This is a genomic window from Streptomyces sp. CWNU-52B (assembly GCF_047444975.1).
Lineage (GTDB): Bacteria > Actinomycetota > Actinomycetes > Streptomycetales > Streptomycetaceae > Streptomyces.
Window position 1 is genome coordinate 114068 of record NZ_JBLFJV010000010.1, and the last position, 20537, is coordinate 134604.

The following is a 20537-nucleotide window of genomic DNA, read 5'->3' on the forward strand; positions in this document are numbered from 1 at the left end:
TACTTTCGTCCCCTCAAATCCGACTGATCGCCTTTCCATGATCATCCATACGGATATCCACCGAGATCGACGACGATCGACGTACCTCCGAGGGGCTCTTCCCGTGAACCAGTTCCGCAAGCCCGCCGCCGTGGCTCTCACCGCGCTGGCCCTGGCCGCCCTGCCCGTCACCGCCGAGGCGCACGACGGCCTGCACCCGTTCAAGAACTGCACCGAGGCGTACCGGAACGGGTACGCCGACATCCCCAGAGGCGACGACCACTACGGCGACCATCTGGACCGGGACCAGGACGGCGTCGGCTGCGACAAGCCGCCCGCGGACTTCGTCCCCGCGGACGACAAGGGCGGCGCGGACGGCGGGGGTTCAGGCAACTCCGAGGAAGCCTCGCCGCAGCCCTCGTCCGGCCCCTCGGAGCAGCAGGTCACCGACCTGGCCGAGACCGGCGGCAGCGGTGTCACCCCGTACCTCGCGGGCGGCGGTGCCCTCGTGCTCCTCGCGGGCGGCGGCGTGCTGGTCGCGGCGCGCAGGCGCGGCAACTCCGGCTGATCCGGGCCCGGCGCGGCACGCGGAAGGCCCTCCCCCACCCTGAGCACCACGTGGGTACCAAGGGTGAAAGAGGGCCTTCCCGGTGTGCCCGGAGGCGCTCGGTGTCGCTCAGCGGCGGCGGTCGCGGTCGCGGCGGCTCGGCGGTGCCACGGAGACGATCCGGGGGGACGCCGACCGGCTGTCCCGATCCCGGTGGCGGCGCTCTTCCTCCTCGTACTCCCGGTACTCCTCCGGCTGCGCGGACGGGGAGAGGCCGCGCATGGTCCAGTGCGCGTAGCTCCGCTCCATGTCGTCGTGGATGGCGTGCCGCGACGGCAGGTCGCCGGCCCTTTCGCGCTGGCCGACGGGGCGGGTGTCGTAGGGGTCCAACCGCCTGCTGTAGCTGTCGTTCATCGGGTCGTAGGGCGAGCGGACGCTGTACTCCGCCTGGGAGTACACGTTCGGGGCGCGGCGTCCGCGCGTACCCATCTGCGTGATGGGCGCCCCGAGCATGTCGACCCCGCGCCCCGACGCGCCGGACTCGTAGCGCAGGTGCTCCATGTTGGTCTCCTGCGTGCCGGCGAGCATGTTGTCGCGGCGCTGCGGCGTGCCGTGCACCGGGTCTCCGTGGGACCAGGCGGTGTCGCGGTGGAGCCAGCTGTAGTGGCCGGGGTTCCGGTTGCCCGAGGCCCGCACCGCGTCGCCCGCCGACCGGCCCATCAGCGTGTTCTGGTCCGGGTTCCTGCGCCGCGGCACGCCCGCCATGGAGTCGCGGGTGACGTAGCTGACGCCGTTGTCCTCGTAGTCGTCGGGCTCACGGGTGACGGTGACGATGTTCGGGGCGCGCTGCACCGCGGGCGCCGCCGAGGCCGACGCGGTGGCGGTCTCCTGCGTGCCTCCGGAGGCCGAGGCGGTCAGGGGCCGCGCGGAGACGTTCCTCATGCTGGTGGCCCAGGACTCCGCGTCCCGCTCGTCCTTGTCGTTCTTGTTCGAGACGGAGATGCCACCGCCGTTGTCCGTGCCGGCCACGGAACCCTGCTGTTGCTGCCAGGTGTGGCGCAGTTCGTGCAGCATCGTGTGCTCGTCGCCGCCACCGGCGCCGACGACGATGTGCCGGCCCGTCGTGTAGGCGCGGGCGCCCAGCTCGGCCGTCGAACGCTGCGCGTCCGGGCCGTCGTGCACCTGCACGTCACCGAAGCTGGTCCCCATGCCCTGCTCGGCCTTGGCCCGGATCGCCGGATCCACGGGCCGCCCGGCCTTCTGGATGACGCTGAGCACCGACGAACGCTGCACGGGCTCGTTGTGGCCGCAGCCCGAGCCGTGTTCGTGCCGCTCCTCGTCGTGCCTGCGCTGCACCTCGACGAGGCGCGACACCGCGGCGTTCCCCGCCGCGCGCTGCAGGTCGAGGACGGGTGGGACCGGGGCGGCGGAACGCACCGAGCGCTGCACGGCGCTCCGTTGATGGGACGCCGGCTCCCGTTCGTATGCGGGCATGGGCACTCCCTGATGTACAGCGGACAGATATTGCCAACATACCCAACCGCCTCACAGGGGTCGGCGGCAAGGCCGGACGGGGCATTCCTGATGTACGGACAGGGCAGCTCCGAAGACCCGCCGGTCTCCACACATGCCCGGCATTCCGTCCAACTCCGCCGCATCGAGGCGGCGTTGGCGGACGAGCGGAGGCGGCACCCCCGCACAGGGTGCCGCCTCTTCTTCTTTCGTGCCCCGGTGCGTCGGTCCGGCGGTGAGGGTGGGCTGCGGACCGGGCGACCGGAGTTCTGCGGGCCGGAGTCGGGCCGGCCGACGCCGTCCGGCTACCGGTGGTCGCTGCCCTGGGCCGAGGACGCCGCGCGGCCTGCCTCCAGGCGGGCCACCGGGATGCGGAACGGGGAGCAGGAGACGTAGTCGAGTCCCACCTCGTGGAAGAAGTGGACCGACTCCGGGTCGCCGCCGTGCTCGCCGCAGACGCCGAGCTTCAGGTCGGGGCGCGTCTCGCGGCCGGCCTTCACCGCGTCGCGTACGAGCTTGCCGACGCCGTCCCGGTCGATCGTCTCGAACGGGGAGACCCCGAAGATGCCCTTCTCCAGGTACGCCGTGAAGAAGCTGGCCTCCACGTCGTCCCGGCTGAAGCCCCACACCGTCTGGGTGAGGTCGTTCGTGCCGAAGGAGAAGAACTCCGCCGCCTCCGCGATCTGCCCGGCGGTCAGCGCGGCACGCGGCAGTTCGATCATCGTGCCGAGCGCCAGTTTCAGGTCCACGCCGGTCTGCTGCCGTACCTCCGCGATGACCTGTTCGGCCTCGTCACGGACGATCTCCAGCTCCTGGACCGTGCCCACGAGCGGGATCATGATCTCGGCGCGCGGGTCGCCCTTGGCGTCCTTGCGCTCGGCGGCGGCCTCCGCGATGGCCCGTACCTGCATGGTGAACAGGCCCGGGATGACCAGCCCGAGGCGTACGCCGCGCAGGCCGAGCATCGGGTTCTGCTCGTGCAGCCGGTGGACGGCCTGGAGCAGCCGCAGTTCGTTCTCGTGCGGGTCCTTGCGGGCCTCCGCGAGGGCGACCCGCACCGACAGCTCGGTGATGTCCGGCAGGAACTCGTGCAGCGGCGGGTCCAGCAGGCGGATCGTGACGGGCAGGCCGTCCATCGCCTCGAAGAGCTCCACGAAGTCCCGCTTCTGGAGCGGGAGCAGGGCCGTCAGCGACTCCTCGCGCTCGGTGTCCGTGTCCGCGAGGATCAGCCGCTCGACCAGTTCCCGCCGGTCGCCGAGGAACATGTGCTCGGTGCGGCACAGGCCGATGCCCTGGGCGCCGAAGCGGCGGGCGCGCAGCGCGTCCTCGGCGTTGTCCGCGTTGGCCCGTACCCGGAGGCGCCGCTTGCGGTCCGCGAACGCCATGATCCGGTGGACCGCCTCCACCAGTTCGTCGGCGTCGTCGGCGCCCGCGTGCATCCGGCCCTCGAAGTACTCCACGACCGGCGAGGGCACGACGGGCGCCTCTCCCAGGTACACCTTGCCGTTGGAGCCGTCGATGGAGATGACGTCGCCCTCCTCGACGACGTGCCCGCCGGGCACGGTCATCCGGCGCCGCTTGGTGTCGACCTCCAGCTCCTCCGCGCCGCACACGCAGGTCTTGCCCATGCCGCGGGCCACGACGGCAGCGTGGGAGGTCTTGCCGCCGCGCGAGGTGAGGATGCCCTCGGCCGCGATCATGCCGTCGAGGTCGTCGGGGTTGGTCTCCCGGCGGACCAGGATGACCTTCTCGCCGGACCGGGACCACTTCACGGCCGTGTACGAGTCGAAGACCGCCTTGCCGACCGCGGCGCCCGGCGAGGCGGCGATGCCCCGGCCGATCTGCGAGACCCGGCCGGCCGCGGCCTGCGAGTCGTCGAAGCGCGGGAACATCAGCTGGGCGAGCTGGGCGCCGGTGACGCGCTGGAGCGCCTCGGCCTCGTCGATCAGGCCCTGGTCCACGAGCTGGGTGGCGATGCGGAAGGCGGCGCCGGCCGTCCGCTTGCCGACGCGGGTCTGGAGCATCCACAGCTGCCCGCGCTCGATGGTGAACTCGATGTCGCAGAGGTCCCGGTAGTGGTTCTCCAGCGTCTTCATGATCTGCATCAGCTGGTCGTACGACGCCTTGTCGATCCGCTCCAGCTCGGCGAGCGGGACGGTGTTGCGGATGCCCGCGACGACGTCCTCGCCCTGCGCGTTCTGCAGGTAGTCGCCGTACACGCCCTGGTGCCCCGAGGCCGGGTCCCTGGTGAAGGCGACACCGGTGCCGGAGTCGGGGCCCAGGTTCCCGAAGACCATGGAACACACGTTGACGGCCGTGCCCAGGTCGTGCGGGATGCGCTCCTGGCGGCGGTAGAGCTTGGCCCGCTCGGTGTTCCAGGAGTCGAAGACCGCGTGGATGGCGAGGTCCATCTGCTCGCGCGGGTCCTGCGGGAAGTCCCGCCCCGCCTCGGTCTTGACGATCTTCTTGAACTTGGTGACGAGCTTCTTCAGGTCGGCCGCTTCGAGGTCGGTGTCGACCGAGACCTTCTTGGCGCGCTTGGCCGCCTCCAGCGCGTCCTCGAAGAGCTCGCCGTCGACGCCGAGGACCGTCTTGCCGAACATCTGGATGAGCCTGCGGTACGAGTCCCACGCGAAGCGGTCGTCGCCGGCCTGCTTGGCGAGGCCCTGCACGGACGTGTCGGAGAGGCCGATGTTCAGGACGGTGTCCATCATGCCGGGCATGGAGAACTTGGCGCCGGAGCGGACCGAGACGAGGAGGGGGTCGTCGGCCTGGCCGAGCTTCTTGGCCATCTTCGCTTCGAGGGCGTCGAGGTGTGCACTCACCTCGTCACGCAGTGCCGCCGGCTCGTCGCCGCTGTCGAGGTAGGTCTTGCAGGCCTCGGTGGTGATGGTGAAGCCCGGAGGGACGGGAAGGCCCAGGTTGGTCATCTCGGCGAGGTTGGCACCCTTGCCGCCGAGCAGGTCCTTCAGTTCCTTGTTTCCCTCCGTGAAGTCATAAACGAACTTCACGCCCTCGACGCCGATTTCGCCGCTCTCAGCTACGTGGGGATCTTTGTTTTCCGACACGGGTCTCGACTCCTCGAGGACGCGGTGGCTGCCCTGACGACGGGGAACATACCCAGATCGAAGGCACCTGGGTACGTCCACTTACGCGTCATACGGCTGTAACCACCCGTCCGCCAGCAGATCGAAAGTCAAGGAAAGGTAAGGCACACAGCCGTACAGCGTTCACTTCTTGAAGGAATCAACGCACGTAGACACCACGAAGCGCTCACCTGAGCGCACTTCAGCACGCATGAGTTCACGTCGTAAACGAGAAAAGGATGGCACTGAGTGCCACCCTTTGGAGAAGTGCAATCGAGCAAGATCCGCTCATCTGAGCGAAACACCGATCAAGCGTGGCGAGAATCACCCCGTGCGCCACGCCAGGATTTCACCATGCGGACCGCGCCCCCCGAACGGAAACACGACCGTCACACCGCCCGGCATCGGGCCCGACCGGCCATGCGACACAACGCGAGCGGGCCGTGCCGGTACGTCGCAGCCCGTCGCGTAGGGCTCCTGCAAAAAAGCCGAACCTCCCGTCCCACGGCCGTACACCCGGAAGGCGACGGGCTCGACGTACCGGCACGGCCCCGACCCCGAAGAACCACACGGAGCAGACCTCGCACGACGCCACGCGACCTCACACGACCTCGCGCGGACGTCACACGACCTCACACGCCCAGGGCGAGCAACCGCTCCTCGACCCGCTCGGGCGCGTACAGATGCTCCACGACCAACGCACCCGCCCCGACCAGACCCGCCCGTTCACCGAGCCGCGACGTGACCACGTCCAAGTGAGCGGTGGAGCGGGGAAGCGCACGCTGGTAGAGCAGTTCGCGCACACCGGTGAGGAACGCGGTTCCGGCCAGATCTCCGGCGATCATCAGGACACCGGGGTTGAGCAGGGTCACCACGGTCGCCAGGACGTCACCGACCTGCCGCCCCGCCTCCCGCGCGAACGCGGCCGCGCCGGGGTGCCCCGAGGTGAGCAGATCGCGCACATCTGAGCCCGACGCCGCCGGAACCCCCGACTCCGCCAGCCTGCGCGCCACCGCGCCCCCGCTGGCGACGGCGGCGAGACAGCCGAACGACCCGCATCTGCACAGCGCGTCGGCGCCCTCCGGGACCCGGATGTGCCCGATGTCCCCGGCCCCTCCGTCGACCCCCCGGAAGATCGTGCCGCCGACGACCACGCCCGCGCCGATACCGGTGGAGACCTTCACCAGGACGAAGGCCGAGCAGTCGGGGTGGGCGGTGCGCTGCTCCCCGTACGCCATGAGGTTGGCGTCGTTGTCGACGAGGACCGGAACCGGCCCCGCGCCCGTGTGCTCGGTGAAGGCGCGGGTGAGGCGGCCCCTTATGTCGTAGCCGTCCCAGCCGGGCATGATCGGCGGCTGGACGACCCGGCCGGTGTCGGTGTCCACGGGACCCGGCACGGCGAGCCCGATGCCGCACACCTCCTGCGCCCGGTGCCCGGCCTTCTCCAGCAGTTCGGCGAACCAGCGGCCCAGCTCGCCGAGCACCACGTCGGGGCCGTCCTCCACGAGCAGCGGCCCGGCGTGCTCGGCCAGCAGCTCACCGGTCAGGGACAGCACGGCAGCACGCGCGTGCCGGGTGTCGAGGTCGGCGGCCAGGACCACGGCATGGGAATCGTCGAACTCCAGGCTGACCGAGGGGCGTCCGCCGAGCGGCGAGTCCACCGGACCCGCCGCGCCCTCGCGCAGCCAGCCGGCCCGGAAGAGCCGGTCGAGCCGCTGCCCGACCGTGGCCCGGGACAACCCGGTGACCTGCTGCAACGCCCCGCGTGTGGTGGCGCGTCCGCTGCGCACCAGCTCCAGCAGATCGCCGGAACTCGCCTGGCTCCCGGTCTTCCCGGCCTTCCCGGTCCGTGTGGTCATTCCACTACTCCCTGTGGTTCCGGTCGTGCGAACCCCTTGCGCTCACCAACTCTGCATTACATATTGAGTTTTGCGTGTTAAATAGACGTAACCCTACGGTAGCTACTGCCGAACTGGTCGGCCGCTTGTCTTCGGGGAGATCTGAGTGGATCGCACAACCCAGCTCACCGCCCGCCGCACTGTGCACCTGGATCCCGTACGCACCTCACCACCACCGCCCTTTTCCGGCCACGGTGAGAACGGCCAGGTCGGAGCGGCCGTATACGATCCGGTCCCCCGGGCGGAGCCGCTGCACCTCAGAGCGGCCCAGGTACTGGAGAACAACTGGACGGGCGCGTCCACGGTGCCCTCACGCAGTCTGTACCCGCACCAGTGGTCCTGGGACTCCGCGTTCATCGCGATCGGGCTGCGCCATCTGTCGCCGCTGCGGGCCCAGACGGAACTGGAGACGCTGCTCGACGGGCAGTGGGGCGACGGCCGGATCCCGCACATCGTGTTCAACCCCTCCGTCCCGCTCGACGCGTACTTCCCGAGCCCCGACTTCTGGCGCTCCTCGACCGCGGGGCGCGCCGCGGGCGCCCCCGGCACCGTACAGACCTCCGGCATCGTGCAGCCACCGGTGCACGCGCTCGCCGTGTGGCTGGTGCACTCCGCCGACCCGGGGCTGTCGCGGTCGCGGTCCTTCCTGGCCCGGATGTATCCGCGCCTCGCGGCCTGGCACCGCTATCTGCTGCACGGCAGGGACCTGGGCGGCGGGGGTCTCGCCTCGGTGGTCCACCCCTGGGAGCAGGGCATGGACAACGCCCCGAGCTGGGACGCGCCGCTGTCCCGCGTCACGCCGGCCCCGGCCCGCTCCTTCCGGCGCGCGGACCTGGACCACGGCGCCGCCGAGGACCGGCCGACGGACCTGGACTACGGCAGATACGTACGCCTGGCGACGGACTACCGGGACGGCGGGTACGCGGACGGAGCGGCCGGTACCGGTCGCGGTGGCGGAACCGGAACCGGCGGTCCGGGCGGCTTCGCCGTGGAGGACCCGGCGTTCAACGCCCTGCTGATCGCCTCCGAGCACGCGCTCGCGCGCATCGCCGGGGAGCTGGGCGCCACGGGCACCGCCCGGCACGCGCGCGCGGAGCGGCTGACGGCGGCGCTGGTGGAGCGGCTGTGGGAGCCGGCCGAGGGCATGTTCTTCTGCCGGGACGTGCGCACGGACGAGCTGATCCCCGAGCGCGGGGTCTCCGGGCTCGTCCCGCTGATCCTGCCCTCCCTCCCCCGGGAGACGGCCGCGACGCTCGTACGGACCCTGCTGGGGCCGCACTTCGGGCTCGGGGACACCACCCGGCTCGTACCGAGCTACGACCTGACCGGGCACGCCTTCGACCCGCACCGGTACTGGCGCGGCCCGGCCTGGTTCAACACCAACTGGCTGGTGGAGCGGGGGCTGCGGATGCACGGGGAGCACGCCCGCGCGGGGAAGCTGCGCGGCGCCCTGCTGGAGACGGCGGACGCCTCCGGGTTCGCCGAGTACGTGGATCCGTACACCGGTGAGGCCTGCGGGGCGCTCGGCTTCAGCTGGACGGCGGCACTGACGCTGGACCTGCTGCACGAGATGCCCGACGCGATGCACGGGACGGACAGCAGCTCCACACACGGCACCGACAGCTCGACGCACGGCACGACGGAAGAGTTCGGCGAGGGCTCCGAGGAAGGGGACCTGCGATGACGGACCGGCATCATCTGCTCGTACACGGCGGGACGTTCGCCACCGTGGACGACGGCGGGGACATCAGCGGGGTGCGCGGGGGCAGTTCGCACGCGGCCGCCCCCGACGGGCTGTTCGTGCGCGACGCCCGGCACCTGAGCCGCTGGCAGCTGACCGTCGACGGGGCGGTGCCGGAGGCGCTGTCGCCGGTCGCGGACGGGGACACGGCCCGCTGCGTGCTCGTACCGCGCGGCGGCCGGCAGGAGCCGCCCGCCCACACCCTCTTCCGCGAACAGGCCGTCGCGGACGGCTCGTTCGTCGAGTCGCTGCGGATCACCAGCAACCGCCCGGTGCCCACGACGATCCGGATCGCCCTCACCGCGGACGCCGACTTCACCGACCAGTTCGAGCTGCGCTCCGACCACCGGACGTACGCGAAGACCGGCGCGGTCCGCTCCCGTCAAGTCCTCGACGACGGTGTGGAGTTCAGCTATCAGCGCGGTGAGTGGCGGTCCTGTACGACGGTCACCTCCGAGCCCGCGCCGGACGGCGTCGAGGAGACCGGCACGGGTGCGCGGCGCCTCGTGTGGGCCTTCGACCTCGCACCGCACGGCTCGGCCGAGCTGGCCCTCCGGGTGGCGGCGCGTCCGCACGGTATGCCGCGCCCGGAGGTGCCCCTCGACCCGGCCGCCGCGAACGCCCGGCTGCGCGCGCTGGAGGAGGAGTTCACGCAGGGCGTGCCGCTCCCGGCGAGCTGGCCCGAGCTGGGCGCCGCGTGCGCTCGGGGGCTGGCCGACCTGGCCGTCCTCCAGGTGCCGGCGACGGGGCCCGACGGGGAGGAACTGCGGGTCCCGGCGGCCGGGGTCCCGTGGTTCCTCACGCTGCTCGGCCGGGACGCCCTCCTCACCTCGCTCTTCGCGCTCCCCTACCGCCCGCAGCTGGCCGCCGCGACGCTGCCCGCGCTCGCCGCGGCCCAGGCGACCGAGGTCGGGGTGGGCGCGGTCTCCCAGCCGGGCAAGATCGTGCACGAGGTGCGGCACGGGGAGCTGGCCCACTTCGGGCAGGTGCCGTACGGGCGGTACTACGGCTCGGTCGACGCGACACCGCTGTTCCTCGTCCTGCTCGGCGCGTACGTCGAGCAGACCGGTGACACGGCGCTCGCCCGGCGTCTTGAGCCGAACGCCCGCGCGGCGATCGGCTGGATGCTGGACCACGGCGGGCTGACCTCGCGCGGGTATCTCGTCTACCGCGCGGACGAGGGCGGGCTCGCCAACCAGAACTGGAAGGACTCCCCCGGCGCGATCTGTTCCAGCGACGGCAGCCGGCCGGCCGGGCCGGTGATGGCGGCGGGCGCGCAGGGGTACGCGTACGACGCGTTGCGGCGTACGGCGCATCTGTCGCGGACGGTGTGGGGCGACGAGGTGTACGCGGCGCTGCTCGAACAGGCCGCGGGGGATCTGCGGGACCGGTTCCAGCGGGACTTCTGGATGGCGGACCACGCGTTTCCCGCGCTCGCGCTGGACGGCGACGGGAACCATGTGGACGCGCTCGCCTCCGACGCGGGGCATCTGCTGTGGTCCGGGCTGCTGGACAAGGAGTACGGGGAGTTGGTGGGGCGGCGGCTGCTGGAGCCGGACTTCTTCTCGGGGTGGGGTGTGCGGACGGTGGCTTCGGGGCAGCCCGCGTATCATCCGCTGTCGTATCACCGGGGGTCGGTGTGGCCGCATGACAACGCGCTGATCACGTTGGGGCTCGCGCGGTACGGGTTGCACGACGAGGCTCGTACGGTCGCGCGGGGGCTGGTCGATGCGGCGGCTGTCGCGGGGCATCGGCTGCCGGAGGTTCTTGCGGGGTATGGGCGGGGGGTGCATGCGGAGCCTGTGCCGTATCCGCATGCGTGTGTGCGGGAGTCTCGGTCTGCGGCTGCGCCGCTGGCGTTGCTCACTGCGGTGGGGGGTGTGTGAGGGGCGTTGTGGGGTGGGGTGGGGTGGGGTGCGTTGTGGGGTGCGGGCCGGTGGGGGCTGGGCGCGCAGTTCCCCGCGCCCCTAAAAGATTGCGCCGTTCCCCGCGCCCCTGAGGACAAAAGCTTGCGCCGTTCCCCCGCGGCCCTGGTGGGACGGGTGGGGCTCCGTTTGTGTGGTGGGGCCCCACCCGGGGGGATCAGACTGCCAGTACTCGGATCGAGGGGTGTTCCTCTGTGTTCAGGTAGAGCTTTTCCCGGGTGCCTTCCTGTTCCAGTTCCAAGACCAGGCGGTAGCGGTAGAGGCCGGGCCTCGCGGTGCTCAGGACCGTGCCGGCCCAGTAGTAGTAGACCGGGGTGAACTTGTCGCGCATCCGGTCCGGGGCCCCGTAGATCTTCAGCTCGGTGAAGATCTTGCGTTCCGCCACGTCCTCCTCGTCACCGGACTCCGTGTCCAGGAAGACGATGCTGTTGATCTTTGGCATGGGCGGCCAGGTGTTGTCGATCCGCTTGTCCATGTCGATGGGCCGCACGATCCAGTTCAGTACCTGGCCCTGCTTGCAGAACGTCTGGAGGCGGTTGGTGCCCTGCCCGTCGCCGCCGATGCTGTTGTCCATCATGAACATCGACTCGCGCAGCGAACCGGTCTGCGTCGCCCGCTCCATGTCGATCAGGGTGACGATGTTGAGCTGGACCGAGTTCAGCTGGCCGGGGTTCTGCTTCTGCTCGACGGCGCTGTCGACCGTACTGGTACTCATAACTCCTCCTGGAATCAGCCGACGAGGCTCGGGGACAGCGTGGTGGCGAGCGGCTCGTCCCGCGAGCCGAGCCTGAACCTGACCTGGTAGAAGGTGTCCTCGGGGACGTCCTTCTTCACCGTCCCGATCCAGTACGCGACATCGGTGCCGGGATAGACCCTGCGCTCCGGCTCGACCAGCTCGTGGTCGATGTCGATGCCGTCGATCGCCGTGTACGCCTCGCACTCCAGGGCGAGCACCGACCACAGGACCTGGTCGCCGACGCGGACCCGGGTGCGCAGTTCCTCGGTGCCGAAGCCCGTGGACCCGCCGGCCTTGTTGGTGTCGTAGAAGTACAGGTTGCCGTGCACGGTGCCGGTGGCCAGCGCCCCCACGCAGTCCACCACGGCGGTGATCGAGATCGGCCGCCTGGCCGTGCCGTTGTCCGTCTCGCTGGTCATCTACCGCTCCTCCTCCACACCACCGGGCTGCTGCGCACCGGGCTGCTGGACGTACTCCGCTCCCTGCGCGGGCGCCCCGATCGGCAGCAGGCCCAGGCCCGTGCCGGTGAAGCCGTTGAACTTGGGCTCGGTGGTCACCTTGAGCGCGGACTCGCAGGTCATGTTCACCGGCTCCCAGAGCGCCTCGCTGCCCCGCTGCACCAGCCGGTGGAGCTGGACGCGCATCGAGTAGGTGTAGGTGCCGGGCCGGGACGAGTCGACCGTGGCGGACCAGTACCAGCCGTCGGTGACCAGGTCGGGGGAGCCGTACTCCGCGGGGTACATGATCTTCTCGTCGACGGCCTGGCCGTAGATGTCGGTGATCACCGGGGCGGGGTAGCTGTAGGCCCCCGCCGAGGCGTCGGTGACGACCTCTCCGGTGACGGAGATGACCTTCTGCCCCGAGAGCCGGCCGGTGGTGCGCCGGGTGGTCTTCACCCGGGTGCCGACCGCCTTGCGGATCTGGTTCAGGTCGGTCTGCGGGTCGGACGCGTCGGGCTTGGCGGCGAGAGCGTCCAGGTCCTCCAGCGCCTGGATGTCGCTCTGCCGGGCCCGGTCGCTCTCGTAGCCGCGCGGCACCGTCGGCGGTACGGAACCCAGGCTGTACGGGAGCCAGTTGAGCACCTGCTCCGTGGCCTGGGAGCCGTCGCGCCAGTAGGCGCCGTGGATCGCGGTCACCAGGTTGCCGGTGCCCTGCCCCTCGGATCCGTGCAGCTTCATGTTGTCGAACAGATAGATGTTGTCCTGCAGCGTGTTGGCCTCCAGCGCGTTGCCGATGTCCACGAGCACGATGATCGCCAGCTGTTGAGCCATGCTTCCACCTCGTCGTTCCGGGTTGTCTCCTGTCGGTCCGGGCCCGCTCTCGCGCTCATACGCCCAGCAGCGCCGGCGAGTCGACGTGCAGCACGCTGTTCCCGCCCTCGTACATCTGGAGTTCCAGGCGGTACTTGTAGGGCGTCCCGGCGGGCAGGGACGGCGGGACCACTCCGGCCCAGTGCGCCAGGTCGAGCTTGTCGCCGTCGCCGGCCACCGAGCCGCGGACCGCGGGGGTCTCCGTGCCGTCCGGGCCCAGGAACGTGATGCCCTTGATCTCGACGGGCGTCTGGAGGTCGACGGCGAGGGCCGACCACTGGACGACCTGTCCGGGGTGAACCGCGGTGCGCAGGTGCGGTGTGCCCTGGCCGGTGCTCTCCTCGCCGCTGTTGTCCACCATGCAGAGATTGCCGTTGAGCAGGGTGTCTCCGGAGAGTGCGCCGATGACGTCGACCACGGCGATGATGTTCACTTGCGGTTTGTAGGCCACTCTTCTCCTCCTGCGTTGTGTTTCCGGGTCCGGGTGGTGCACGGGGTGAGGGTGTCGGTGTCCGCGCTGAAGGTGCCCGCGCCGCGGGTGCGCCGGGATCGCGCCGAGGGTGCGAGGGGGCGGCCGGTCAGCCCTGGTCGCGGACCAGCGGCACCTTGCCGACCGAGGTGCGCTCGATCTCGGGCGAGTGACGCGGTACGAACCTGACCTCCAGGCGGTACCCCGTCTTCATGATCGACGCGGGGTTGGCCTCACCGTCGTTGAACAGGGACAGGGACCGCGGCAGGGCGTTGACGAGCACGCGCTGCAGTCCGGGCGGCCCGAGCATGGAATCGGTGCGGTAGGTCAGGCCGACCACGTCGTCCACGGCCGCGTACAGGGTGATGAGCCGTTCCTCGCGCCGGTTGACGAACTGGATCTCGTGAGCGACCTTGTCCAGGTCCACCACGCGTTCCGCCTTCAGTTCCTCGCGCAGCGCCTCGTAGGCGCGCACCGCGGAGTACTGGCTGTCGTTGAGGTGCAGGATGTCGCCGGTGCGCCCGGTGAACTCGAACTGCTGGGCCTTGGGCCCTGGGCCGTCCAGGCGGGGCCTGCGGATCATGCGGTCGCCCAGCTTCAGCCGCAGCAGCGGAGCCTCGTGGGCGTGCAGCCGGGTGACGACGAGTTCGCCCTCCGTGCCCTCGGGGACCCAGCGGCCGTTCTCGTCGACGATCTCGATGAGGTGCAGGCCCGGTACCGCGGTGAGGACGGGGCTGGACTCGGCCAGTTGCAGCCCGATGGTCTCCGCCTGGGTGGCGGCGAAGTAGCTGAGTATCGCCACGTTCGGGTAGAGCGCCTTGAGTTCGGCGCGGTTGCGCTGGGACAGCACACCGCTGCCGTAGAGCGCGACGCGGAAGCTCTCCTTGGCCCGCTGGCTCATGCCCTTGCCCAGTTCGGCGAGGATGGCGATGCCCGCCGAGATCCCCATCAGCGCCTTGGGGCCCCGGTAGGAGAAGACGTGCTCCAGGACGGGGGCGGTGACGGGGCCGGCTCCGATGTAGTTGACGCCGGGCACGCTCTGCAGCACTCCGCCGACCATCGTGCCGCTGCTCCACATCTGGTAGTCGGCGAGCGTGGTGAGCAGCCACTTGGGGTCCTCGCCCGCGAGGTGGCCGCCGATCTGGTAGGTGCCGAGGAAGCGGCCCGCCACCGCGTAGGTGTCGGCCAGTTCGCGCAGCGAGTACACGGTCTCCAGGGGGCTGCCGCTGCTGGTCCCGCCGCTGGCCACGACCTCGAAGCCGCCGCGGTCGTGCGGGACGACCATGCCGTGCCGGGAGCCCATGTAGAAGTCGCGCTGGGTCTCCTTGTCGGACAGCGGTATGCGCTGCCAGGCCTCGTAGCTCTCCGGGGGCCGGCGCACCCCGGCGTTCTCCAGGCGTTCGCGCCAGAGGGGATTCAGCCGAACCGTGTGGATCATCTGTTGCAGCCGGCGCAGCACCAGGGCGTCCTGGATCTCGTGGGAGATCTCGCTGTAGGGCTGCCCGCAGACGCGTTCACATTCACGCATCTTGCTCGCGAACGACGGCAGTTGAGCCACGGCCTCGGGGGTCGGCGGCGCCATCTCCCAGTCCGGGACGAGCCAGTTCACCAGGCCGTGGAGATCGGTGGGGGGCACGGGTGCCACTCGTGTGTCGGTCACTGTCCCCGTCCCGCCTTCCGTATCTCGCCGAGCAGCATCCGGAAGTGCTCGGTCGTGATCTGGTGGTTCATCATGACCACGCGCAGAGCGGCCACTCCGTCCACATCCACCTTGGATATGAAGAATTTACCGCCGTGTTTGATTCGATTCCTGATGTTCACCTGGAATTTCGCCACCTTGTCCTCGGCGAGCCATTCAGGCCGATAGCGAAAGCAGATGATGTTGGCCTCGGGGCGGTGCAGCGTCTCGAAGTCGTCCTGTTCTTCGAGAATCGCGTGCGCGTCTCGTGTCAGCCGGCACAGATACTCGATCTTCTCGGCGAAGAGCGCCTTTCCGTACATCGCCCACAACACCCACAGCGTCATTATCATGGGGCGCTTCGTGCATTCGAAGTTCTTGTCCCCGCTGTCGAGCGCCGTGTAGACGTCGGGCTGTTCGTCGAACACGTAGCTCGCGGTCTGCCGGAACGCGTCACGGCTGTGCTCGGCGTTCCGGTAGAAGAGCAGGGTGCACGGGGCCGGCACGAACATCAGCTTGTGCGCGTCCCAGGCCAGCGAGTCGACCTGGTCGATCCCGCGCAGCGTGTGCCGCAGTTCGTCGGAGAGCAGCAGGCTCGCGCCGTGCGCGCCGTCCACGTGCAGCCAGAGGCCGCGGTCGCGGGTGACGGCGGCCAGTTCGTCGAGCCGGTCGAAGGCGCCCACCGGTGTCGTACCCGCCGACGCGACCAGGCAGAAGACGCCCAGGCCCTGGCGTTCGGCCGCGTCGAGGGTGGGCGCCACCCGGGAGACGTCGATACGGCGTGCGGCGTCGAGCGGCAGGCGGACGATGCGGTCCTCGCCGATTCCGAGGATGCCGGCGGCGCGCGCGACGCTGTAGTGGACGTCGGCGCCGACCGCGACAGCGGGCCTTGCGGGGCCCGTCAGCTCCGAGCCACCGCGGGCCCAGACACCGGGAAACGCCCTGTTGCGGGCCGTGAGCAGGGCCGTGAGGTTGGCCAGGGAGCCACCGGAGGTGGTCACCATGGCGAAGGTGCCGGGCCTGAAGCCGATGAACCTGTTCAGTTCGTCGGCCATGATGCGCTCGACGACGCTGGGCAGCTGACCTGCCTCGTAGAAGGACGAGGGCTGGTTGACGACGGAGCTGACGAAGTCGATGACTCCGGAGAGCGGGACCACGCCCGAGAACTGGCGGCCCATGTAGCCGGGCGAGTGGACCTGGATCCCGGTCCTGATGTACAGGTCGACGATCTCCGAGAGCTTCGCCTCGTCGAACATGGCGGGTTTCTCGTGTTCGGTGGTCATCAACGCCCTGGCCCTGCGGGTCAGCTGCGAGGGGTCGGCGAGTTCAAGGCCGCGGATCGATTCGTCGGCCAGATGCTTCTCCAGCTTGGCCAACACGGATTCGGTGCTTTCCCGGAACAGTTGCACATCGAATGCATCGATCAGTGATCCGTTCTGAGGTAATTCTGTCACGCGGGCCTCCCTCGTACATTCCTTGGCCACTAAATGGTTGGAAGCGCAACGGAACTCGAACGAGCAGGGAGCGGCAGAACGGACCCATCGTAGGACCTTGTGACACGTGAACACACAATTCCTCTTCGACTGTCCAAAACTGGTTAACCTTCCTGACAGTCCGCCGGAACGCCCGTCACACACGTGCCGAGCACGGACAGACCGGCCGGTACCTTACGTCAATTCCAGGCCGCGGAGAACTCATCGTTCCGGTGTATACAGCATTGATCGGCGTTGTGGACACCGCAGGCGACCGCCGCACCGGCGTCCGTCACCACGCTCCGGAGGCGGGGTCGTTTCCGGCCATACGGAGGTTCTGGAATCCCTCGGCGGCGACAGCGCGACTCAGTGATCGTGACGCTTCTAGCAAGGCGCCCTTCAAGCCAAAGCCATCACATCTTGTCCACCGATTCGAGACACCTCTCCCCCATGCGGAAGGGGCCCCGGCACACGCCGGGGCCCCTCGTGGACAGCGGGACGAACAGGGGTCGGACGGCGGGATCAGCCGCCGGCCCCCTGGTGCCCGGCGTCGGTCGCCGCCGCGAAGTCCGGGCGGCCGAGCGGCGCCTTGGCGCGGACGGCGCCGATCCACTCGGCGGTCGTCGCCGTGTAGGCGAAGAACGACTGCATGACCACCAGCACCGCGTGGTGGATCTCGGCGGCGGACAGGCTGCCCGCCCTGTTGGCCAGGGCCAGCGCGCCGGTCGCGTCGGAGAGGACCTCGACGCGGTAGCCGAGCTGGACGGCGTGCCGGGCGGTCGACTCGTCGCAGGTCTGCGTCATGTAGCCGACGAGGGTGAGCGTGTCGACGCCCGCCCTGCGCAGCCACTGGTCGAGGTCGGTGCCGATGAAGGACGAGGGCAGGCTCTTCTCCACGTGGTGGTCGTGCGGCCGGGAGCCCACCACGTCGTGCAGGGCGAAGCCGTGCGTGCCCCGCGCGAAGAGGGGAGCACCGGCCGGGGCGGCGTGCTGGACGACCACGACCGGGACGCCTTCCTGGGCGGCCGTGTCGAGGGCCGCGGCGATGTTCACCAGGCTGAGCGCCGGCGCCGGGTAGCCGATCGGCAGACCGCCCGTGATGTATTCGTTCTGGACGTCTATGACCACGAGGGCACGTTTCATGACGGGGTTTCCCTCCAGCGGGGCTGCGGGTGATGCGGGTGAGCTGTGGGGCGTCCGGTGCATCGGCCCCGGACGCCCGGGGACATGGACACGGACATGGACACGGACACGGGCGCTGCGATCTGCCGAGGGACCGCCGGGCGGCGCGCCCCCGCGCGGCGCGCCTCACGGAGCACGGATCCACCACGCCCGTCCGGCCGTTCGCGGCCGGACGGGCGGACGCCGTCGGCCCGGCGCGGGCTTCACCTGCGCGGGCCTCACCGGCCCGCCCCCGTCCCGGTGGCCCGCACGAACGCCTCGAACAGGGCCTGTTGAGCGGGGTCGTGCCGGGCGGTGTGCTCGGGATGCCACTGCACACCGGCGAACCAGGCCCGTCGGTGCGGAAGTTCCAGCGCCTCCCGGGTGCCGTCGTCCGCCCGCGCGGTGACCTTGAGCCCCGCTCCCACCCGGTCCACGTGCTGGCGGTGGAAACAGGACGCCGTCACCACCTGGGCGCCCATGCTCAGTTCGAGCAGGGTCGCGGGCTGCACCGTCACCTGGTGGACGAGGTTGTGGTGCTGGCGCCGCCAGCCCGCCAGATGCTGCTGCAGCGTGCCGCCGAGGGCCACGTTGACGGTCTGGAGGCCCCGGCAGATCGCCAGCAGCGGCAGCTCCGTACGCAGTACGTGGTGGGCCACCGCCAGATCGAAGCCGTCCTGTTCGGCCTCGGCGTCGTACGCGCTGCCGTGCGTCGGTGTGTTCCCCCAGCGGCCGGGCGGCAGTTCGTCGCCGCCCGGGAGCAGGACGCCGTCGAACCGGGCCAGCCGGCCGGCGACGAGCGCGGGGTCGGAGCTTCCGTCGGGGGCGTGGGGGTGGAGGGCGACGGGTTCGCCGCCCGCCCGCCAGACGGCTTCGACCAGGGCACGGGCGACGATCTCCGCGGAGTGGCGCAGGGCCGAGGTCGAGGTGGCGAAACGTGCGGGGATGGCGATGAGGGGACGTGGGGGACGGGTCACAGGCGTTCCTCCGGGGAGGGGCGGTACGGCGTACGGCGGTTCAGGTCACGGCGGGTCCTTCTCGGAGGTCGCGGAGGCGGCGGAGGCCGCGGAGTCGGCGGCGGCCGGGCGCGCGGGCACCGGCTCCGTCGGACGGACCAGGTGCGCGGCGGCGCCCAGGAGCCAGACGGCGGGAACGGTCAGCGCCAGCCAGGTGGCGGTGGTCCGGTCGCCGCCGATGAGGGTGGTCAGGTTGGCCAGTACGAGCCAGATGGCCCCGGCGATGCCCAGGGCGCCCAGGGCGGGCGCGGCGGTGGTGTGCCACAGCCGCCGGTCCAGGCGGGCGCGGCGGAAGAAGACGACCACGGACACCGACGTCAGGAAGTACAGGAGCATGATCGCCAGGACGGCGACGCCGCTGAACCAGGAGAACAGCGTCACGACCGGATCCCGGCCGGCCAGTGCGAACGGCACGACCAGCAGCACCGCGATCGCCGTCTGGACGGCGCCGGCCGCCCAGGGGGCGCCGCGCCGGTTCACCCTGCGCAGGGCCCGTGGGAGGCGGCGCTCCCGGCCCAGGGAGAACAGATAGCGGTTGGCGGAGTTGTGGAAGGCGAGGATGCCCGCGAAGAGGGACGTGGCGAGCAGCACGGGCAGCAGGTCACCGGCCCAGCCGCCGAACAGGTCGGCGATCGGCCGGAAGACGAACGCCGACGAGTCCCCGTCCGCCAGGGCCCGCCCGGCCTCCGCGGCGGCCCGCGAGGCGCCGTGGGCGGAGACCACCATCCAGGAGGTGAGCACGAAGAACGCGGTGATCAGCGTGATGGAGAGGTACGTGGCCCGGGGCACGGTCCGCTCCGGAGCGCGGGCCTCCTCGCCGTAGACGGCGGTGGCCTCGAAGCCGAACATGGACGCGACGGCGAACATCACGGCCACCCCGGGAGCGCCGTCGAGCACGGTGTGCGGGGAGAAACTCGCGGCGGCGTCGAGCCCTTCGGGACCTCCGCCGCGCACCAGTGTGACGAGCGCGAACACCAGCAGGATCCCGGTCTCGGCGACCACGAAGACGGCCAGTACCCGGGCGCCCATGTCGATGCCCGCCACCCCGAGCAGCTGCACCAGCGCCATGGCGAGCAGCGCCCACACCCACCACGGCAGGTCGATGTCCGTGTGCGTGCGCAGCAGTTGCGCGACCGTCGCTCCGTAGAGCCCGTACATCGCGGCCTGGATGGTGCAGTACGCGAAGAGGGCGACGGCGGCGGCGCCGGTCCCCGCGGTGGGGCCCAGCCCCTTGCCGATGTACGTGTAGAACGCGCCGGGGGCGACGACGTGCCGGCTCATCGCGACGAAGCCCACGGAGAACAGCAGGACGACGGCGCCCGCGGCGACGTACGCGGCGGGGACGCCCGGTCCGTTGCCGAGCGCGACGGACAGCGGCACGGCGCCGGCGACACCGGTCAGCGGGGCCTGCGCCGACAGCACGAGGAAGAGGATGCCGACGACCCCCAGGGCGTCGGGCTTCAGCCGGTGGGTGGTGGTGGTGACGGGGCTGTGGGGTGCGGTGTCGGGCATCCCGGCTCCTCGGTTGGTCGGTGGTACGCCGCCGCTCCACCGGCCCGGCTCCGGTGCCTCATCGGCCGGCGCCGCCCGCGGCGGTGCGGCAGCCCCATGAGCCGCACCGCCGCGTCCCTGACGGCGCCTCGGACAGCGTGGCGTACGGCAGCGCGTGGCGCCGGGCGCCGGTCACGACGGCATGCCGTACCCGCGCTGTCCGTGGTCCTGGCACGTGTTCCTGTCGACAACGGCCTTCATCGAACGGTCCTCCCGAGGTGCGAAGCCTCAGAGCGAGGAGAGAGCGAGCTGCGAAGGGGCGGGGGGACCCCTGCCTCGCACCGTGATTCGTTTGGTACCAAACAACATAGGCGCGTGCCTGCGCCCGGTCAATCCCCACCGTCCTGCCCCGAGTTGGGTCGCCGTACTTGCGGGAGGGCGGCGGACGTCCCTACCGTCGACATACCGTTTGACATCAAACAAACGGCGGGCTGCAGCAGCCCCCGGGCCGCCCGG

The 20537-nt window shown here is 70.6% G+C and carries 15 protein-coding genes; 3 read left to right on the forward strand and 12 right to left on the reverse strand.

The features are described from left to right. The first annotated feature begins 103 nt into the window (after positions 1 to 103). Entirely contained in the window at positions 104 to 547 is a 444-nt protein-coding gene (locus ACLVWQ_RS12985) for an LAETG motif-containing sortase-dependent surface protein (protein ID WP_414108618.1), read from the forward strand. 108 nt (positions 548 to 655) lie between these two features. Here ACLVWQ_RS12985 and ACLVWQ_RS12990 read toward each other — a convergent pair whose 3' ends face one another. From ACLVWQ_RS12990 to ACLVWQ_RS13000, 3 genes are all read right to left on the reverse strand, one after another. Continuing rightward, positions 656 to 2020: a DUF4157 domain-containing protein gene (locus ACLVWQ_RS12990; protein WP_414108619.1), complete on the reverse strand. Its 1365-nt coding sequence runs from the start codon at positions 2018 to 2020 to the stop codon at positions 656 to 658. 323 nt (positions 2021 to 2343) lie between these two features. Further along, positions 2344 to 5106: a pyruvate, phosphate dikinase gene (gene ppdK / locus ACLVWQ_RS12995; protein ID WP_414108621.1), complete on the reverse strand. Its 2763-nt coding sequence runs from the start codon at positions 5104 to 5106 to the stop codon at positions 2344 to 2346. Positions 5107 to 5756: 650 nt separating this feature from the next. After that, positions 5757 to 6983 (reverse strand): ROK family protein, encoded by a 1227-nt coding sequence (locus ACLVWQ_RS13000; RefSeq protein WP_414108622.1) that lies wholly within the window; start codon positions 6981 to 6983, stop codon positions 5757 to 5759. A 145-nt stretch (positions 6984 to 7128) separates the two neighbouring features. On the opposite strand from ACLVWQ_RS13000, the gene ACLVWQ_RS13005 reads away from it, so the two are divergent. Further along, the gene (locus ACLVWQ_RS13005; protein ID WP_414108624.1) at positions 7129 to 8706 is read left to right on the forward strand and encodes an MGH1-like glycoside hydrolase domain-containing protein; all 1578 of its coding nucleotides are present in this window, start codon (positions 7129 to 7131) and stop codon (positions 8704 to 8706) included. Further along, complete coding sequence (locus tag ACLVWQ_RS13010) at positions 8703 to 10649, forward strand: glycogen debranching N-terminal domain-containing protein (protein ID WP_414108625.1); 1947 nt, start codon at positions 8703 to 8705, stop codon at positions 10647 to 10649. The genes ACLVWQ_RS13005 and ACLVWQ_RS13010 overlap by 4 nt, the downstream gene beginning before the upstream one ends. A gap of 196 nt (positions 10650 to 10845) precedes the next feature. Here the strand turns inward: ACLVWQ_RS13010 and ACLVWQ_RS13015 are convergent, their stop codons facing one another. The 9 genes from ACLVWQ_RS13015 to ACLVWQ_RS13055 form a co-directional block, all read right to left on the reverse strand. Continuing rightward, a complete protein-coding gene (locus ACLVWQ_RS13015) occupies positions 10846 to 11403 on the reverse strand; it encodes a hypothetical protein (RefSeq protein WP_414108627.1) in 558 nt (185 codons plus the stop codon). Between the two features lie 14 nt (positions 11404 to 11417). Then, positions 11418 to 11843, reverse strand: coding sequence for a hypothetical protein (locus ACLVWQ_RS13020; RefSeq protein ID WP_414108628.1), 426 nt, complete (start codon positions 11841 to 11843; stop codon positions 11418 to 11420). After that, positions 11844 to 12695 carry a hypothetical protein gene (locus ACLVWQ_RS13025; RefSeq protein ID WP_414108629.1) on the reverse strand — a complete coding sequence of 284 codons (852 nt, stop codon included), beginning with the start codon at positions 12693 to 12695 and terminating at the stop codon, positions 11844 to 11846. It lies immediately after the preceding gene. Between the two features lie 55 nt (positions 12696 to 12750). Further along, positions 12751 to 13167: a hypothetical protein gene (locus ACLVWQ_RS13030; RefSeq protein ID WP_414108630.1), complete on the reverse strand. Its 417-nt coding sequence runs from the start codon at positions 13165 to 13167 to the stop codon at positions 12751 to 12753. A gap of 145 nt (positions 13168 to 13312) precedes the next feature. Then, a complete protein-coding gene (locus ACLVWQ_RS13035; protein ID WP_414108631.1) occupies positions 13313 to 14863 on the reverse strand; it encodes a hypothetical protein in 1551 nt (516 codons plus the stop codon). Beyond that, positions 14860 to 16260, reverse strand: coding sequence for a pyridoxal phosphate-dependent decarboxylase family protein (locus ACLVWQ_RS13040; RefSeq protein WP_414108632.1), 1401 nt, complete (start codon positions 16258 to 16260; stop codon positions 14860 to 14862). Before ACLVWQ_RS13040 ends, ACLVWQ_RS13035 begins: the two co-directional genes overlap by 4 nt. 615 nt (positions 16261 to 16875) lie before the next feature. After that, complete coding sequence (locus ACLVWQ_RS13045; RefSeq protein WP_414108633.1) at positions 16876 to 17496, reverse strand: cysteine hydrolase family protein; 621 nt, start codon at positions 17494 to 17496, stop codon at positions 16876 to 16878. Between the two features lie 257 nt (positions 17497 to 17753). After that, entirely contained in the window at positions 17754 to 18491 is a 738-nt protein-coding gene (locus ACLVWQ_RS13050; protein WP_414108635.1) for a gamma-glutamyl-gamma-aminobutyrate hydrolase family protein, read from the reverse strand. Positions 18492 to 18536: 45 nt separating this feature from the next. Beyond that, positions 18537 to 20042 carry an APC family permease gene (locus tag ACLVWQ_RS13055; RefSeq protein WP_414108637.1) on the reverse strand — a complete coding sequence of 502 codons (1506 nt, stop codon included), beginning with the start codon at positions 20040 to 20042 and terminating at the stop codon, positions 18537 to 18539. Positions 20043 to 20537: the final 495 nt, after the last annotated feature.

Excerpts from the sequence above, each read along its gene's own strand:
- ACLVWQ_RS13015 (WP_414108627.1), bottom strand. The coding sequence starts at position 11,403 with ATGAGTACCAGTACGGTCGACAGCGCCGTCGAGCAGAAGCAGAACCCC.
- ACLVWQ_RS13000 (WP_414108622.1), bottom strand. The coding sequence starts at position 6,983 with ATGACCACACGGACCGGGAAGGCCGGGAAGACCGGGAGCCAGGCGAGT.
- ACLVWQ_RS12990 (WP_414108619.1), bottom strand. The coding sequence starts at position 2,020 with ATGCCCGCATACGAACGGGAGCCGGCGTCCCATCAACGGAGCGCCGTG.
- ACLVWQ_RS13045 (WP_414108633.1), bottom strand. The coding sequence starts at position 17,496 with ATGAAACGTGCCCTCGTGGTCATAGACGTCCAGAACGAATACATCACG.
- ACLVWQ_RS13010 (WP_414108625.1), top strand. The coding sequence starts at position 8,703 with ATGACGGACCGGCATCATCTGCTCGTACACGGCGGGACGTTCGCCACC.
- ACLVWQ_RS13020 (WP_414108628.1), bottom strand. The coding sequence starts at position 11,843 with ATGACCAGCGAGACGGACAACGGCACGGCCAGGCGGCCGATCTCGATC.
- ACLVWQ_RS13055 (WP_414108637.1), bottom strand. The coding sequence starts at position 20,042 with ATGCCCGACACCGCACCCCACAGCCCCGTCACCACCACCACCCACCGG.
- ACLVWQ_RS13025 (WP_414108629.1), bottom strand. The coding sequence starts at position 12,695 with ATGGCTCAACAGCTGGCGATCATCGTGCTCGTGGACATCGGCAACGCG.